Source organism: Pseudaeromonas sp. HNCC25DJ182 (assembly GCF_055413365.1).
Window position 1 is genome coordinate 1 of record NZ_JBVAYG010000028.1, and the last position, 17,227, is coordinate 17,227.

Annotated in this window: 10 protein-coding genes; 6 read left to right on the plus strand and 4 right to left on the minus strand. The window is 58.9% G+C overall.

Translation table 11 applies throughout. The features are described from left to right. Positions 1 to 283: 283 nt before the first annotated feature. Positions 284 to 862, minus strand: coding sequence for a hypothetical protein (locus ACZYUB_RS16505; RefSeq protein WP_463949327.1), 579 nt, complete (start codon positions 860 to 862; stop codon positions 284 to 286). A 1,450-nt stretch (positions 863 to 2,312) separates the two neighbouring features. Continuing rightward, complete coding sequence (locus ACZYUB_RS16510) at positions 2,313 to 3,710, minus strand: MFS transporter (protein ID WP_463949328.1); 1,398 nt, start codon at positions 3,708 to 3,710, stop codon at positions 2,313 to 2,315. Positions 3,711 to 3,831: 121 nt separating this feature from the next. Between ACZYUB_RS16510 and ACZYUB_RS16515 the strand changes: the two genes are divergently transcribed. Both ACZYUB_RS16515 and ACZYUB_RS16520 read left to right on the plus strand, forming a co-directional pair. Further along, on the plus strand, positions 3,832 to 4,728 hold the full coding sequence (locus ACZYUB_RS16515; RefSeq protein ID WP_463949329.1) for a LysR family transcriptional regulator: 897 nt from the start codon (positions 3,832 to 3,834) through the stop codon (positions 4,726 to 4,728). A gap of 162 nt (positions 4,729 to 4,890) precedes the next feature. Further along, positions 4,891 to 6,156: an MFS transporter gene (locus ACZYUB_RS16520; protein ID WP_463949330.1), complete on the plus strand. Its 1,266-nt coding sequence runs from the start codon at positions 4,891 to 4,893 to the stop codon at positions 6,154 to 6,156. Between the two features lie 126 nt (positions 6,157 to 6,282). Here the strand turns inward: ACZYUB_RS16520 and ACZYUB_RS16525 are convergent, their stop codons facing one another. After that, on the minus strand, positions 6,283 to 7,734 hold the full coding sequence (locus tag ACZYUB_RS16525) for a 6-phospho-beta-glucosidase (RefSeq protein WP_463949331.1): 1,452 nt from the start codon (positions 7,732 to 7,734) through the stop codon (positions 6,283 to 6,285). A 1,356-nt stretch (positions 7,735 to 9,090) separates the two neighbouring features. Next, a complete protein-coding gene (metK, locus tag ACZYUB_RS16530) occupies positions 9,091 to 10,245 on the minus strand; it encodes a methionine adenosyltransferase (RefSeq protein ID WP_463949332.1) in 1,155 nt (384 codons plus the stop codon). 317 nt (positions 10,246 to 10,562) lie between these two features. Here metK and tkt point away from each other — a divergent pair, with 317 nt between their 5' ends. The 4 genes from tkt to ACZYUB_RS16550 all read left to right on the plus strand — a co-directional run. Then, positions 10,563 to 12,557 (plus strand): transketolase, encoded by a 1,995-nt coding sequence (gene tkt, locus ACZYUB_RS16535; protein WP_463949333.1) that lies wholly within the window; start codon positions 10,563 to 10,565, stop codon positions 12,555 to 12,557. Positions 12,558 to 13,001: 444 nt separating this feature from the next. Continuing rightward, complete coding sequence (locus ACZYUB_RS16540; protein WP_463949334.1) at positions 13,002 to 14,165, plus strand: phosphoglycerate kinase; 1,164 nt, start codon at positions 13,002 to 13,004, stop codon at positions 14,163 to 14,165. Between the two features lie 122 nt (positions 14,166 to 14,287). Then, complete coding sequence (gene fbaA, locus ACZYUB_RS16545; protein WP_463949335.1) at positions 14,288 to 15,364, plus strand: class II fructose-bisphosphate aldolase; 1,077 nt, start codon at positions 14,288 to 14,290, stop codon at positions 15,362 to 15,364. A gap of 265 nt (positions 15,365 to 15,629) precedes the next feature. Then, positions 15,630 to 17,227: retention module-containing protein (locus ACZYUB_RS16550; RefSeq protein WP_463949336.1), on the plus strand; the 1,598-nt coding region annotated here is incomplete at its 3' end.

The following is a 17,227-nucleotide window of genomic DNA, read 5'->3' on the forward strand; positions in this document are numbered from 1 at the left end:
ATAAAATTTGCGATTGTTTGAGTGCGATTTAGATGGCTTTTGAGATCGGTCTTATCACGATATGGCATTCAAATAATCAATGTCGCAACCGTTCAGGTTTTCGTGCTCTTATAAAAAAGAAATCATTTCAAAAGAGCGACGGAGAATCATAGATTCACCCTCTAATTTATTCTCTGCTCTTGGGCTTGTTAATCTGATTCTCATGTTTTAACCCATGCGTGCGATTACGCTTCGCTAATCGCACAAAAGCCGCGGAGGTTTGGGCGTCAACAGGAGCAAATTGTTAGGCATTGCATAGATATTTACATGAACCATTAGTCTTTGAAACTATGCCATAGCCTTTTGATTCATAGATTTCAAAAACTGCACGAATCACGTATTTTGGCAGACCAACACTTTCTTTTAGCTCTTCCCCATTTAGCCATATACCAACCTCGCAGCGATCTACTATATCAACAATGTCCTGCATTTTGTGTTGGCCTTCGGCCAGGTTACACATATACATAATAAATGAAGGATCGATAAGGTTTATACCCACAGGGATTCGAGAGCCCAGAACACTATTTTTTGATATTAACCCGGCTGACTCAAGCACTGCTAAAGGACGGCTATATTTAGTATAAAACTCGTCATTGAAATCTAAATTTACCGAATCAGTTGACTTCATTTCTTCGTATATTGATTTGGCAACTTCAGCTACATCCTGGTGTAAATAGCTTATTGGATCTTCTAGCTTCTGAAGCCTTGATATCATCGCGTTTGAATCTAACTCCGCTTGAAGTTGAACGAGAGATGCTGCACCAGGGAAATTCACCCCAGCAACACGAACAATCTTTAAAAACCACTCCATTGCTTGACTCATATCGAATGCATCTCCTTTCTGTAGGGTGCCTAACAGCCTATTGGACGGAATTATTCCTCTATCTCTCGGAGAATATTTCCGCAAATCTTTTATCCGCTTGTTTGGAATATTTATCCAATCAAGTGCTTGGTGTTCTATTCAGGGCTAACCTGCAGGATAGGTGGCGGTTGGCCAGTCCATCCCCGCTTGGGGACCTATTCGGGTTCTTTTTGGTGTTATGCAGTGGTTAGCAACACGCTAAGGATCCCGGTTATACCGTCAGGTTGTTCTCGGCGATTGGCATGGCTACCGCACGGGTTTGACGGCTACCCCAGTGCCTTGGTTTATCGTCGGTAGGGGCTGTCATTGCCGACAGTGACCTTGAGTAATTTGATTTTTCACACTACCGCAATCTAGGGGGAGGGAAAATGGCCTGATCAGGGATAGGGGTATTTTTGTTAACAAACCACGTTTTTTTTGCGCGGCTGTTGAGGTCACATTCAGCATAAAACTGTGGCTGTTGGGCAGGGGTTGTGAAGTCGTCATTGTTTCTCAAGCGGCAGGTTGGCAAATTGCCCCAGCCGATCGGGGCCAAACCAAGCCTTTGGTCATGCCAGATAAACCCAAGCTCCAAGCCATCTCTTATCCCTAAGATCAAACCCAGCTTTTGCTCGTCAGAGTCACACACCCAAACTCCAAGCCGTCTGTCGGGCCGAGGGGCGGGGTGAATGGAGCCGGTGCGCGGTCAGGATGACCGCAAAAGGGAGCGTCACGCCATGGATGGCGTGTGGCTCCCGGCCGGTGGAAGGCAGCCCGGCACTCGGGGTCTTCCCGACAGTCGGCATACGCCAAGGCCAGGGATTGCCAAGGGGGTGGCCTTTTCCCCCTTGGCCCGCCGCCGTTCGCCGGAGGTGAACAGATCGCCATTGTCTGTAAGGCGGAACCGGAACAATCCGAATCAATGAGTCAGACCAAGATTAAAGCCTTCAACCCGCTCAGGCCGAACGGTCGGAATAGATGACCTGACTAGCCAAACCATCGGTCTAGTCCAATCCCAAACCATGCTTTTGCTCGTCAGAGTTACCCACCCAAACTCCAAGTCGTCTGTCGGGCCGAGGGGTGGGGTGAATGGAACCGGTGCGCGGTCAGGATGACCGCAAAAGGGAGCGTCACGCCATGGATGGCGTGTGGCTCCCGGCCGGTGGAGGGCAGCCCGGCCCTCGGGGCTTTCCCGACAGTCGGCATACGCCAAGGCCAGGGGTTAAGGGGGCAGGGCCTTTTGCCCCCTTGCCGACCCCGCCAACGGGCGGTTGGCAAATCGCCCCAGCCGACCGGGTCGGAACCGGATCAATCCGAATTGAATCACCATGATTCGGCCGAGTAAGGCCGAACGGGCTGAGTCGGCGGCCGAGCGGAATCGACCCAGGCTGAGCCAAGCTGATTCAGCCGAATCAGCTGACCGTCAGCCGATTCAGCTAACCGCAGGCCGCGCCTCGGCCCCCCTCAACCGCCAGCCCACCAGCAGCGCCAGGCTGAGCAGTAGGGCAATAAACCCGCTAACACCCGGCCAGCCGAACTTGTGCCAGAACAGGCCGCCGAGCGTGCCCGCCAGACTCGACCCCAGGTAATAACAGAACAGATACAAGGAAGCGGCCTGACCCTTGGCGCGGCGGGCGCGGGGGCCGATCCAGCTGCTGGCCACCGAGTGGGCGGCAAAGAATCCGGCGGCAAATAGCAGCAAGCCCAGGATCACCAGCCACAGCGCGCTGAACATCGTCAGCAACAGACCGGCCAGCATCAGGCCGAGAAAACCCAGCAATACCGGGGCGCGGCCGAAGCGGGCGGTCATCAGCCCGGCCTTGGGCGAGCTCCAGGTGCCGGTCAGATAGACCACCGAGAGCAGGCCGACCACCGCCTGGCTCAACTGCCAGGGGGATTCCATCAGGCGGTAGCCGATGTAGTTGAACAGGGTGACGAAGGCGCCCATCAGCAAAAAGCCTTCGGCAAATAGCCAGGGCAGGGCGGCATCGCGCCAGTGCAGGTGCAGCGAGAGCATTACCGATCGCGGGCGCAGAGACAGGGGGCGGAAGTGGCGCGAGGGCGGCAGGATCTTCCAGAACATCAAGGCCGCCGCCAGGGCGCAGCAGCCGATGGCAGTGAGCGCCAGTCGCCAGCCGAAAAAGTCGGTCAGCACCCCGGAGAGCAGGCGGCCGCTCATGCCACCAATCGAGTTACCACTGATATAGAGCCCCATGGCAAAGGCGATCTGTGTCGGCTGGATCTCCTCGGCCAGATAGCTCATCGCCACCGCCGCGACCCCGCTCAAGGCCAGCCCCATCAGCATGCGCAGCAGCAAGATGCCGTGCCAGCTCTGCATCCGGGTCGAGATCAGGGTACAGAGCGAGGCCAGCAGCAGCGCCGTGACCATCACATTCTTGCGGCCGAAGGCATCGGAGAGCGGGCCGCTGATGAGCAGTCCCAGCGCCAGCATGGCGGTGGCGCAGGAGAGGGCGAGGCTGCTGGTCGCCGGTGAGATGGCAAAGTCTGCCGAGAGCACCGGCAGGATCGGCTGCACGCAGTAGAGCAGGGCGAAGGTGGCAAACCCGGCGGCAAACAGCGCCAAAGTGACGCGCCAAAACGCCGTGCTGCCGCGCTGGATATAGCCGCCGTGGGGCAGCGTCTCGGGGTGCATGGGGGCTGTGGTGAGCCGCGCGGAAGCGGCGGCGGAGGTGACCGCCGGAGTCGTTACCGCGGCATGAGCCGTCGAGGCTGAAGCCGTTGATGCTGCAGCCGTCGGTGCAGAAGCAGTTGAGGCAGAAGCACGCGAGGCAGAAGCCGTTAAGGCAGATAGCGGGGCAGTAGAGTGCACAACAGATCCTTGAACGCATTTCCCGTGAGACAAGAGGCGACGGGTAAGGCCTGGCGTCAGAGTAAAAAGCGGGCAATAATCTGTCTAATATATTAATAATCTGAATTGATAGGTTATAAGTATGAATATCGAGCTGCGTCACCTGCGCTATTTCGTTGCCGTCGCCGAGGAGCTGCACTTTGGCCGGGCGGCGGCGCGGCTGAATATCTCCCAGCCACCCTTGAGTCAGCAGATCTTGCTGCTGGAAGAGCAGATCGGTGCCCGGCTGCTGGCGCGTACCAATCGCAGTGTCAGCCTGACCGCCGCCGGGGCGCAGTTTCTGGCCGATGCCCGGCAGATCCTGGGCCAGGTGGAGACTGCCGCCAGCCGCGCCGCCCGCCTGCATGGGGGGGAAACCGGCGAGCTGCGGCTGGGGCTCACCGCCTCGGCGCCCTTTATCAAGACGGTCTCGGATGCGCTGCTGCTCTACCGCCAGCGCTATCCGGATGTGCATGTGCAGACCCAGGAGAGCCATACCCGCGAGCAGATAGGCCCCTTGGGCGATGGCAGCCTGGATCTGGGGCTGATGCGCAACACGCCGCTGCCCGATACCCTGTGCTGGCGGGTGGCGCTGCGCGAGCCCATGCTGGCCCTGGTGCACCACAGTCATCCGCTGGCCGGAAGGGCGCGGATCTCCCTGCGCGAACTGGCCGCCGAGCCCTTTGTGTTCTTCGACCCCCTGGCGGGGACCGGTCTGTACGACGATATCCTCAGTCTGCTGCAGCGCTATGGTGTCACCCCGTCGGTGACCCAGGAAGTGGGCGAGGCGATGACGATCCTGGGGCTGGTCGCCGCCGGGCTCGGGGTCTCCCTCTTGCCCGCCTCCTATCGCCGGTTGCGGCTGGAGGAGATCTGCTGGCTGCCGCTGGAGGAGCCGGATGCCATCTCCGAGCTGTGGCTGGTGTGGGCCAAACATCGCGAACTCAGCGCTCCGGCGCGGCATTTTATCGAGCTGCTAGGCGAAACCTCGCTGAGCTAACTAGCCGAGAGCTAACGAGCCGATCCTCATCGCGCGCCATGTCCGCAGGAGCACGGCAGCCTTTTGCTCGGCGGGCAAATGTAATAAGGTCGGAATAAGAGCAGTCCGAGCGCCAGTCTTGGCGGCTTGTCTATCGGCTGCGGTGACCAGAAGGAGCGTTTCATGCTGGCGTTTATTCCGCCTACGGTACTTTCACCTCTCTTGGGCCTGCTGATCTTTATTGTCGGCCATGGCCTGCTCTCCACCTTACTCAGCTTGCGCCTGAACGCCGAAGGGGTGGCTGCCGGCTGGATTGGCCTGGTCAGTAGTGCCTATTTCGCCGGTCTGGTGCTGGGCGCTTTCGTCAATGTGCGGCTCATCCGGCGCATTGGCCATATTCGGGCCTACGCCGCCTATGCCTCGCTGCTCGCGGTACTGGCGCTGTGCCACGGCCTGTGGGTGGATCCGGCGGTCTGGAGCGGGCTGCGTCTGGTCGGCGGCTTTGCCACCGGCGGCCTGTTCGTGGTCATCGAATCCTGGATGCTGGTCTCCAGCTCTCCGGCCACCCGGGGTCGTCTGATGGCGGTGTATATGATACTGCTCTACGGCGGGCTGGCGGCTGGGCAGTGGCTGCTGCACTTTATCGATCCGCTGCAGTTATCGCCGTTTGCCCTGGTGGCCATCAGTGCGTCACTCTCGGTACTGCCGCTGGCGCTGACCCGGGTACCGCTGCCGCAAACCGGGACGGCGCGCCATATCGGCTTGATCACCCTGGCCCGGCTGACGCCGGCGGCGGTTGGCAGCTCTGTGGCCTCGGGTCTGGTGCTCGGTGGCATCTATGGCTTGTTGCCGCTGTTTTTTGCCGCTAGCGGGCGGGAGCTGGGTGCGGTCGCCAATCTGATGGCGCTGGTGATCCTGGGCGGCATGCTGCTGCAGTACCCGCTGGGGCGGCTTTCCGATCGCTTCGATCGGCGGCGCATTCTGGCAGGGTTGGGGATGGGGTTGCTGATCTTCAGTCTCGCCATGCTGATTGCCAGCCAGTTGCCGTGGGGTGAGTTGCGGGCGGCGATCATCTTCCTGTTTGGCGGGCTGGCGTTCTCGCTCTATCCCATCAGTCTGAGTCAGGCCTGTGACGAGCTGACGCCGGAGCAGATGGTCAGTGCCAATCAGGGGATGTTGCTGGCCTATAGTCTCGGCTCGATGATCGGGCCGCTGCTGGCCTCCCAGGCGATGCAATACTCCCGCCCCGAGGCGCTGTTTATCTACTTTGCGCTGTGCGGCGGCGGCCTGTTCCTGTTCCTGCTCTGGCGACAGAAAACGCGCTCTGCCGTGCCTCTGGATGCCCATCAGAGCTATATGCCGATGCCGCCGAATACGCCCCTGGGCGGCGAGCTGGATCCGCGCACCCCGGAGAGCGAGCGCCTGACCCCGGCCGAAGACGATGCCTGAGTGCAGACGCCACGCTTGTGCTTGCCTGGCGATACACAGCGCAAACTGACTGATCCCTAGATAACAACAGGCCCGGCAATTGCCGGGCCTGATTCGTTATGGCGGGTGACAAATCGGGGCGGCTGGTTACAGCTCGCGGCCGTTGGTGGCGATGACGTTCTTGTACCAGTCGAAGGACTGTTTGCGGGAGCGCGCACCTGTGCCGGTGCCGTCGTCATGCAAGTCGACATAGATAAAGCCGTAGCGCTTCTTGTATTCGCCGGTGGTGAACGAGACCAGATCGATGCAGCCCCAGGGGGTGTAGCCGATGAGATCCACGCCATCGAGGGTCACCGCCTTCTTCATCTCGCGAATATGGGCGCCCAGATAGTCGATGCGATAGGTGTCGCGCACCAGGCCATCGGCGTCGGGTTTATCGATGGCGCCAAAGCCGTTTTCGACGATAAACAGCGGCAGCTGATAGCGCTCGTACAGGCAGTTCAGGGCGTAGCGCAGGCCGACCGGATCGATACTCCAGCCCCAATCACTGCTGCGGATGTGCGGGTTGGTGACCGAGTAGGGGGAGCTGGCGTCCTGACTATGGGCGATGGATTTGGCTTCCCCGGCTTGTACCGTGTTCGACATGTAATAGCTGAAGCCGATGTAGTCGACGGTGCCGGCGGCCAGGATGGCGGCATCTTCCGGCGCCATCTCGATGGCGAAGCCGCGACGCTGCCAGTCGAGGAGGGCATAGCTGGGGTAGGTGCCGCGTACCATCACATCGGAGAAGAAGTAGCGATCCCGCATCGCCACCTGGGCCAGCATCACATCGTCCGGATGGCAGGAGTAGGGATAGAAGGGGCTGATGGCGCACATGGCGCCGACTTTCAGTGCCGGATTGAGTTCATGGGCAAATGTCACCACCCGGGCGCTGGCGACAAACTGGTGGTGCACCGCCTGGTACATGGCCTGCACTGCATCGGCTTGCTGGCTAAAGCGCACGCCGGAGCACATCCAGCCGAACAGATCCGAGTCGGTGTTCATCTGATTGTTGATCTCGTTAAAGGTCATCCAGTAACGCACCTTGTGCTGATAGCGGCGGATCACCACCTCGGAGAAGCGCACAAAGTGCTCGATCACGGCACGCTTGAGCCAGCCTTCGCCCGTTTTGGCCAGATGATAGGGCATCTCGAAGTGGCTCAGGGTGATCACGGGCTCGATGCCGTGCTTGAGCAGCTCGTCGAACAGATCATCGTAGAACTGCAGGCCGGCTTCGTTGGGCTCGAGCTCGTCACCGCGCGGGAAGATGCGGGTCCAGGCGATGCTGGTACGGAAGCACTTGAAACCCATCTCCGCCAGCAGGGCTATGTCTTCCTTGTAGGTGTGGTAGAAGTCGATGGCGGTGTGGTTCGGGTAGAACTCGCCTTCGACCACGCCATCTGTGATGCGGCGCATCACGCCGTGGGCTCCCCCGGTCAGCACATCGGCGACGCTTGGTCCTTTACCGCCCTGATCCCAGCCCCCTTCGAGCTGATGGGCCGCGACGGCGCCGCCCCACAAAAAGTTATCGGGAAAGCCGTGTTCTAGGGATTGCGGCATGGATTTCGTCACTGATTTAGGCATAGCAACCTCGCTGGGCGGGTGTGGGATCGAATTGTTCGGTGGGCATCATGCCCGTTTATAGATGATTGTGCAACCGGTTGCGTAATGGGTTGTTGGTGTGATGTCATCGGCTCAAGGATAGCCGATGGGGGATCTGCGGGCCGCCTGTATCGGCTGCGGCCCGGTCGATTCCTGACCTCGGTCGGCACGGTATATTTGCCGATGTAGCGGCGAAGCCGAAATCCGGTTCCGCCTGGTCGGCAATGGCGATTTGCCCACCTGCGGCGGGCGGCGGCGGGTCAAGGGGGAAAAGGCCTCCCCCTTGACAATCCCGGGCCCGAGCGTATGCCGACTACCGGGAAGGCCCCGGGCTCCGGGTCATCTTTCTCCGGCCGGGAGCCACACGCCATCCATGGCGTGACGCTCCCTTTTGCGGTCATCCTGACCGCGCACCGGCTGCAGCCGCCCCTCCACCCGGCCCGGCAGACGGCTGCAGGCATCGACGAGTGGTTCATTCAATGCCGAGCCGCTGTTTTAGTCCTGCTAGCCCTGTGCCGCTCTGAGCGGGAGGAGGGGTGGAGGGAATGAGCCGCATGGATGCGGCGAGAGTCAGCGCTGGCACAGGGATGTGCCATCGCTGATGGTCACGGAGGCGCGCCGGTAAGCGAAGGATCAGGCGGCAGTGGGCGCAAAGGCCAGGGGTCAAGGGGGCTGGGCCTTGAGCCCCCTTGCCGCCTCGCCCGCCGTAGGTGGGCAGATAGCCACTGTCTGCGAGGCGGAACCGCATCACGATATGGCCGCTATTTCGGCCGGAGCTCCACCCGGCCCGGCAGACAGCTGCAGGGTTTTGCGATATGACAAAGGAGCAAGGCAGTGACGAACTGGTGCCGTGATTGAACGTCGGACTATGTCTAAGCCCTGTGCCGCCCTGAGCGGGAGGCGGGGTGGAGGGAATGAGCCGCATGGATGCGGCGAGAGTCAGCGCTGGCACAGGGATGTGCCATCGATGATGGTCACGGAAGCTCGCCGGTAAGCGAAGGATCAGGCGGCAGTGGGCGCAAAGGCCGGGATTGCCAAGGGGCAGGCCTTATCCCCTTGGCCCGCCCCCGCCAAGCGGGAGCTTGGGACTACACCGTTGCTGACCAAGGGCGGAACGGACCAGACTGACCAGTTTTGGTCACCACTGTTCGCGAGGTGGAACCGTATCACGATATGGCCGCCACCTCGGCCGGATCTCTGGACCGGCAGGCAGCCGCTGGCATCGGCGGGCAGGCGATGGCAGATAAAACAACGGCCCCATCAGGGGCCGTTGGTATCGCATCGGTCGAACCGATAAGCCAGCGTCAGCCTGGCTTATTTCAGACCGGCGGCGTCGCGCAGCAGTTCGGCCTTGTCGGTCTTCTCCCAGGGGAACTCTTCGCGACCGAAGTGACCGTAGGCGGCGGTGGCCTGGTAGATCGGGCGCTTCAGATCCAGCATCTCGATGAGGCCGTAAGGGCGCAGATCGAAGAACTGGCGGACCAGCTTGATGAGATGGCTCTCGTCCAGCTTGCCGGTACCGAAGGTTTCGACGCTGATGGAGGTCGGCTCGGCGACGCCGATGGCGTAGGAGACCTGAATTTCACAGCGATCGGCCAAACCCGCGGCGACGATATTCTTGGCGACATAACGGGCGGCGTAGGCGGCGGAGCGATCCACCTTGGAGGGATCCTTACCGGAGAAGGCACCGCCACCGTGACGGGCCATGCCGCCGTAGGTATCGACAATGATCTTGCGACCGGTCAGACCGCAATCGCCCATGGGGCCGCCGATAACGAAACGGCCGGTCGGGTTGATGAAGTATTTGGTGTTGTGGTTCAGCCACTCTTTGGGCAGAACCGGCTTGATGATCTCTTCCTGCACGGCTTCGACCAGCTCATCGTGCTCGATATCTTCGCGGTGCTGGGTGGAGAGCACTACGGCATCGATACCCTGGATCTTGCCGTCGCTGTCGTAGGCAAAGGTGATTTGGCTCTTGGCATCCGGACGCAGCCAGGGCAACACGCCGCTCTTGCGCACCTCGGACTGGCGCTTGACCAGCAGGTGGGCATAGGTAATAGGGGCTGGCATCAGCACACCGGTCTCATTGGTGGCATAACCGAACATCAGGCCCTGATCACCGGCACCCAGCTCTTTGGGGTCTTTACGGTCGACACCGCGGTTGATATCCGGGGATTGTTTGCCGATGGCGCTCAGCACGGCGCAGGAGTTGGCATCGAAGCCCATGTCGGAGTGGACATAGCCGATGTCGCGTACGGTCTGACGCACCAGCTCTTCGATATCGACCCAGGCGGAGGTGGTGATTTCGCCACCGACCAGCACCATACCGGTCTTGACGAAGCTTTCGCAGGCCACACGGGCCATAGGATCCTGCGCCAGGATGGCATCCAGAACTGCATCGGAGATCTGGTCAGCGATCTTGTCGGGATGTCCTTCGGAGACGGATTCGGAGGTAAACAGTCTGGCCATGTTGTTCTCTTCTAAAAATGCTTGCTGGGATCAGCCGTGGTGACGGCGGTGAATAGAAGTATTCACATCTGGACGTCTATTCTATTTTTGCGAGGCGGCTATTGCCAGCAAAAAATGGTGTACCGCGTCGGAGCTGCCGAGGTTCACTGGTGAAAAGCGCCAGCGGCGTGGCTTGAGCATAGAGAGTCTGCGGCGATAACGCTTGCGCTCCCAGAACAAAAAACGGGCCGAGAGATAGTATTTGCGCCAGTCGGAGGGGTTTGGGACAATAGCCGCCCCAAACTGGCACAGTGCTATGAAGACCCCAGGAGTAATAGATGCCTTCTCGTAAAGAGTTAGCCAATGCCGTCCGTGCATTGAGTATGGATGCCGTGCAAAAAGCCAATTCCGGTCACCCGGGCGCCCCCATGGGCATGGCGGATATCGCCGAGGTATTGTGGCGCGATTACCTCAAACATAACCCGACCAACCCGAAGTGGGCCGACCGCGACCGTTTTATTCTCTCCAACGGTCATGGCTCCATGTTGCTGTACTCCTTGCTGCATCTGACTGGTTATGATCTCTCCATCGACGATCTGAAGAACTTCCGTCAACTGCACTCGCGTACCCCGGGTCACCCGGAATATGGCTATGCACCGGGCGTCGAAACCACGACCGGTCCGCTGGGGCAGGGCATCACCAATGGCGTCGGTATGGCGCTGGCCGAGAAGATCCTGGCGGCCCAGTTCAACCGTCCGGACCACACAGTGGTCGATCACCACACCTATGTGTTCATGGGTGACGGTTGCATGATGGAAGGGATTTCCCACGAAGCTTGCTCCCTGGCCGGTACCCTGAAGCTGGGCAAACTGGTCGCGTTCTGGGATGACAACGGCATCTCCATCGATGGCCATGTCGAAGGCTGGTTCACCGATGATACCGCCGCCCGTTTTGAATCCTACGGCTGGCATGTGGTGCGTGGCGTCGATGGCCATGACCCGGAAGCCATCAAGGCGGCGATCGACGCGGCTCGTGCCGTGAGCGACAAGCCTTCCTTGCTGTGCTGCAAGACGGTGATTGGGTACGGCTCCCCGAATAAGGCCGGTTCTCACGACTGCCACGGCTCACCGCTGGGTGCTGCCGAAATCGCCGCCGCCCGCGAATTCCTGGGCTGGAACTTCGAGCCGTTCGATATCCCGGCCGATTACTATGCCGAGTGGGATGCCAAGACCGACGGTCAAGTGGTCGAACGCGAGTGGAACGAGCGCCTGGCTGCCTACCGCGCTGCCTACCCGGAACTGGCGGCTGAATTCGAGCGCCGTATGGCCGGTGACCTGCCTGCCAATTGGGCCGCAGAATCCGCCAAGTTCATCGCCGATCTGCAAGCCAATCCGGCCAAGATCGCCACCCGTAAGGCCAGCCAGAATGCTCTGGATGCCTTCGGTGCCCTGTTGCCGGAACTGCTGGGTGGCTCTGCCGACCTGGCGCCGAGCAACCTGACCATCCACAAGAGCTCCAAGTCCATCACTCCGACCGATGCCTCCGGCAACTATATGCACTACGGCGTCCGTGAGTTCGGGATGTCTGCCATCATGAACGGCGCTACCCTGCACGGTGGTCTGATCCCGTATGGCGCCACCTTCCTGATGTTTATGGAATATGCCCGCAACGCAGTCCGGATGGCGGCGCTGATGAAGCAACGCTCCATCTTCGTCTATACCCATGACTCTATCGGTCTGGGTGAAGACGGCCCGACGCACCAGCCGGTCGAGCAGATTGCATCCCTGCGTCTGACTCCGAACATGAGCACCTGGCGTCCTTGTGACCAGGTGGAATCCGCCGTGGCCTGGAAGCATGCTATCGAGCGTAAAGATGGCCCGACCGCGCTGATCTTCTCCCGTCAGAACCTGGCGCAGATGGATCGGACTGCTCAGCAACTGGCCGATGTCGCCAAGGGTGGTTATGTCCTGAAGGATGCCGCCGGGACTCTGGATCTGATCCTGATCGCCACCGGCTCTGAAGTGGAACTGGCCATGGCCGCTGCCACCGAACTGGAAGGCAAGGGGCGCAAGGTGCGTGTGGTCTCCATTCCGGCTACCGATGTGTTCGATGCCCAGAGCGTTGATTACAAGGAATCTGTGCTGCCGTCAGCCGTGACCCGTCGTGTGGCGGTGGAAGCCGGTATCGCCGATTACTGGTACAAGTATGTCGGCCTGAACGGCAAGATCGTCGGCATGAACAGCTTTGGCGAATCGGCTCCAGCCGAGCTGCTGTTCAAGGAGTTCGGCTTCACCGTGGAAAACGTGGTGGCGCAGGCGGAATCCCTGTTCTAAGCAACATTTTTGCTACAAAAACGGGAGCTTGGGCTCCCGTTTTTTTTGCATAAAATCCCATCTTCCTATCGCCTTTGCCGGGCAAGCGAAGTAAACTCTTTGCGCCCGAAGTCACATTCCGGCTGTCTGTGAGCTGAGTAGGAAATCGTTTATGCCGATGTCGCTGACGATCACACTTTCCCCATGACAGTTTTTGACTCCGGCCTGATATGCGTCAAGACGCAGTGGTAGGAACAACGGCTAGAATGCCGCCCTGCCGACCGAGAGACGGCGTTTCTCTCCCCCTCTTTTTACCGTGGTATCGGCCTGGTGCAGATACGGCGGTTGGCCAGCAAGCCTCGGCGGGATGCCGGTTTGTGATACTCAAGGCCACCCGGGCTCGCCACCGGCGACTCGGGAAAAACAGGCTCATTGTTTTGTCTGAAAATCCATAGAGGACTGAATATGTCTGTGATCAAAATGACCGACCTGGACCTGGCTGGTAAGCGCGTACTGATTCGTGCTGACCTGAACGTACCTGTGAAGGATGGTAAAGTTACCTCCGACGCTCGCATCGTAGCCACTCTGCCCACCATCAAACTGGCTCTGGAAAAAGGCGCCAAGCTGATGATCACCTCCCACCTGGGTCGTCCGACCGAAGGCGAGTACAACGAAGAGTTCTCTCTGCTGCCGGTTGTCAACTATCTGAAAGACGCTCTGTCCTGCAAGGTGACTCTGGCCAAGGATTACCTGGATGGCGTTGAAGTCGCTGCCGGTGAGCTGGTTGTGCTGGAAAACTGTCGTTTCAACAAGGGCGAGAAGAAGAACACCGAAGAGCTGGCCAAGAAGTACGCCGCTCTGTGTGACGTCTTCGTTATGGATGCGTTCGGTACTGCTCACCGCGCCGAAGGTTCTACCCACGGTGTCGCTCAATACGCACCGGTTGCCTGTGCTGGTCCCCTGCTGGCTGGCGAACTGGAAGCTCTGGGCAAGGCCATGCTGAAGCCTGAGCGTCCTATGGTTGCCATCGTCGGTGGCTCCAAGGTTTCTACCAAGCTGACCGTTCTGGAATCTCTGTCCAAGATCGCTGACCAACTGGTCGTCGGTGGTGGCATCGCCAACACCTTCATCGCCGCTGCCGGTCATAACGTTGGTAAGTCTCTGTGCGAGCACGACCTGATCGACACCGCCAAGAAGCTGGCTGCCGAGACCAACATCCCGGTGACTACCGATGTGGTGGTGGGTAAGGAATTCTCCGAAACCACTCCGGCTACCATCAAGGCTGTGGCTGATGTTTCCGATGACGACATGATTTTCGACATCGGCCCGGATTCTGCCAAGGCTCTGGCTGACATCATCATGAACGCCAAGACCATTCTGTGGAACGGTCCGGTCGGCGTGTTTGAATTCGACCAGTTCGCTGAAGGCACCAAGATCATCGCTGAAGCGATTGCTGCCTCTCCGGCGTTCTCCATCGCTGGCGGTGGTGACACCCTGGCCGCTATCGACAAGTTCGGTATCGCCGACAAGGTTTCCTACATCTCCACTGGCGGCGGTGCCTTCCTGGAGTTCGTAGAAGGTAAGGTTCTGCCAGCGGTAGCTATCCTGGAAGAACGCGCTAAGGCCTAAGCCTTGCTGCAAACGGGAGGTTTTGACCTCCCGTTTGTTCGTCCTCTCGGACGAGACCCCACTATTTGCAACTCTTTCGGTGTTCTGCTTCCAGATGCCGAAAACTCGATAGGACCATAGATATGTCTAAGATCTTCGATTTTGTTAAACCGGGTGTGATCACTGGCGACGACGTACAGAAAGTATTTGAAGTTGCCAAGGCGAACAAGTTCGCGCTGCCGGCTGTGAACGTTGTCGGTACCGACTCCATCAACGCCGTTCTGGAATCTGCCGCCAAGGCCAAGGCTCCGGTTGTAGTTCAGTTCTCTAACGGCGGTGCTGCTTTCATCGCTGGTAAGGGCCTGAAGCTGGAAGGTCAACAAGCTGCCATCCTGGGTGCTATCTCTGGTGCCAAGCACGTTCACGCTGTTGCTGAATACTATGGTGTTCCGGTTATCGTTCACACCGACCACGCTGCCAAGAAGCTGCTGCCGTGGATCGACGGTCTGCTGGACGCCGGTGAAAAGCACTTTGCCGAAACTGGCAAGCCGCTGTTCTCCTCCCACATGCTGGATCTATCCGAAGAGTCTCTGGAAGAGAACATCGACATCTGCTGTGAGTACCTGACTCGCATGGCCAAGATGGGCATGACCCTGGAGCTCGAACTGGGCTGTACCGGTGGTGAAGAAGATGGCGTCGACAACAGCCACATGGATCAATCTGCTCTGTACACCCAGCCGGAAGATGTTGCTTACGCTTACGAGCGTCTGTCCAAGATCAGCCCGCGCTTCACCATCGCTGCCTCTTTCGGCAACGTACACGGTGTTTACAAGCCAGGTAACGTCAAGCTGACTCCGTCTATCCTCGACGCTTCCCAGAAGTATGTTTCCGAGAAGTTCGGTGTTCCGGCCAAGACCCTGAACTTCGTATTCCACGGTGGCTCAGGCTCTACCGCTCAAGAAATCGAAGAGTCTGTAGGCTACGGCGTGGTGAAGATGAACATCGACACCGACACCCAATGGGCGTGCTGGGAAGGTATCCTGGGTTACTACAAGGACAAGGAAGCCTACCTGCAAGGCCAACTGGGCAACCCGGAAGGTGCTGACTCACCGAACAAGAAGTACTACGATCCGCGTGTATGGCTGCGTAAGGGCCAAGAGTCCATGATCGCCCGTCTGCAACTGGCGTTCAAAGAACTGAACGCTATCGACGTACTGTAAGTCTGATCCCTGCTCACGCAGCTTGGACTTTGAAAACACCGGCCTCTGGCCGGTGTTTTTTTATCTGCGCCATGAGTGAATAAAAGTAAGCATATGAAATAAAAGGCTTTCGTTTAGTTTAAAAAAGAATCAAAAATGTAAAAATAAGAAAGATTTAGTCTATAAGAGCTGTCTGATGTTCGAATTTACGCAACAGATTTAACGCTTTTCTATCGATAACATCTAAGGTGGCATTTTTTTATCACCGTAAGTTATCGGGGCGTCTATGAAACAATTCTCCAGTGCTCGTGAAGTTGTTGTAACTGCATTGAACAGCAAGGCTTTTATCGTCGCAGAGGATGGAACTCTGCAGCCATTGACTGTCGGGCAGCACATTCCGGCTGGAGTCATGGTTCAAGTCGCGGGGGATGGTGAGTTACGTACCGAGCCAGTTTCCCCGAAACCGGTGGAACGTGCCGACGATGCCGATACCCAGGTCGTTGCGGCCAACGCCCAACCGTCCGGGCTTTCTGATATTGAAAAGCTGCAACAATCGATCCTCGAAGGACTCGATCCGACACTTAAACTGGAGGCTACGGCCGCTGGTGGTGCGGTGGCAACCGCTGCTGGTGATGCATCCGGCTCGGGTAATGGTGGCTTCGTTGTTGTTGATCGAACTTCCGATTCGACCCTGGCGACGGCCGGGTTTGATACTTCGGATCAAGCTGCAACCACCACCACAACGGTCGCGCAATCGGCCAGCAGCACAACCACCGATAATGCCACCGACGTTAATAATGCCCCGACCAGCGCCGATCTGAGCCTGGATACCGATGAAGACACCCCGGTCACTGGCAGCATCATCGCCACCGATCTGGACGGCGATAGCCTGAGCTACAGCCTGAATGGCACTCCGGGCAATGGCAGTGTGACGCTGAATGCCGATGGCAGCTTCGTCTACACCCCGGCTAGCAACTTCAATGGCAGTGACAGCTTCAGTGTCACCATCAGCGATGGCAAGGGCGGTACCACGACCAGTACCGTAACCATTGGTGTGGCACCGCAGAACGATGCCCCGACCAGCACCGATCTGAGCCTGAACACCGATGAAGACACGCCGGTCACTGGCAGCATCACCGACACCGATCTGGATGGCGACAGCCTCAGCTACGCCCTGGGCGCGAACCCGGCTCACGGCAGCGTGAGCCTGAATGCCGATGGCACCTTCACCTATACTCCGGCCAAAGATTTCAACGGCAGTGACAGCTTTAGCGTCACCATCAGCGACGGCCAGGGCGGCACCACGACCAGTACCGTGACCATTGGTGTGGCACCGCTCAACGATGCCCCGACCAGCAGCAATGTCAGCCTGAACACCAATGAAGATACCCCGGTCACTGGCAGCATCACCGCCACCGATCTGGATGGTGACAGCCTGAGCTACGCCCTGGGCTCGAACCCGGCCAATGGCAGCGTAACCCTGAATGCCGACGGCACCTTCACCTATACCCCGGCCAAAGATTTCAACGGCAGTGACAGCTTTAGCGTCACCGTCAGCGACGGCAAGGGCGGCACCACGACCAGTACCGTGACCATCGGGGTGGCACCGCTCAACGATGCTCCGACCAGCACCGATCTGAGCCTGAACACCGATGAAGACACGCCGGTCACTGGCAGCATCACCGCCACCGATCTGGATGGCGACAGCCTCAGCTACGCCCTGGGCGCGAACCCGGCTCACGGCAGCGTGACGCTGAATGCGGATGGCACCTTCACCTATACCCCGGCCAAAGATTTCAACGGCAGTGACAGCTTTAGCGTCACCATCAGCGACGGCCAGGGCGGCACCACGACCAGTACCGTGACCATTGGGGTTCAGGGTGT

Excerpts from the sequence above, each read along its gene's own strand:
- ACZYUB_RS16525 (WP_463949331.1), bottom strand. The coding sequence starts at position 7,734 with ATGCCGCAATCCCTAGAACACGGCTTTCCCGATAACTTTTTGTGGGGC.
- ACZYUB_RS16515 (WP_463949329.1), top strand. The coding sequence starts at position 3,832 with ATGAATATCGAGCTGCGTCACCTGCGCTATTTCGTTGCCGTCGCCGAG.
- ACZYUB_RS16520 (WP_463949330.1), top strand. The coding sequence starts at position 4,891 with ATGCTGGCGTTTATTCCGCCTACGGTACTTTCACCTCTCTTGGGCCTG.
- ACZYUB_RS16505 (WP_463949327.1), bottom strand. The coding sequence starts at position 862 with ATGAGTCAAGCAATGGAGTGGTTTTTAAAGATTGTTCGTGTTGCTGGG.
- metK (WP_463949332.1), bottom strand. The coding sequence starts at position 10,245 with ATGGCCAGACTGTTTACCTCCGAATCCGTCTCCGAAGGACATCCCGAC.
- ACZYUB_RS16540 (WP_463949334.1), top strand. The coding sequence starts at position 13,002 with ATGTCTGTGATCAAAATGACCGACCTGGACCTGGCTGGTAAGCGCGTA.
- fbaA (WP_463949335.1), top strand. The coding sequence starts at position 14,288 with ATGTCTAAGATCTTCGATTTTGTTAAACCGGGTGTGATCACTGGCGAC.
- tkt (WP_463949333.1), top strand. The coding sequence starts at position 10,563 with ATGCCTTCTCGTAAAGAGTTAGCCAATGCCGTCCGTGCATTGAGTATG.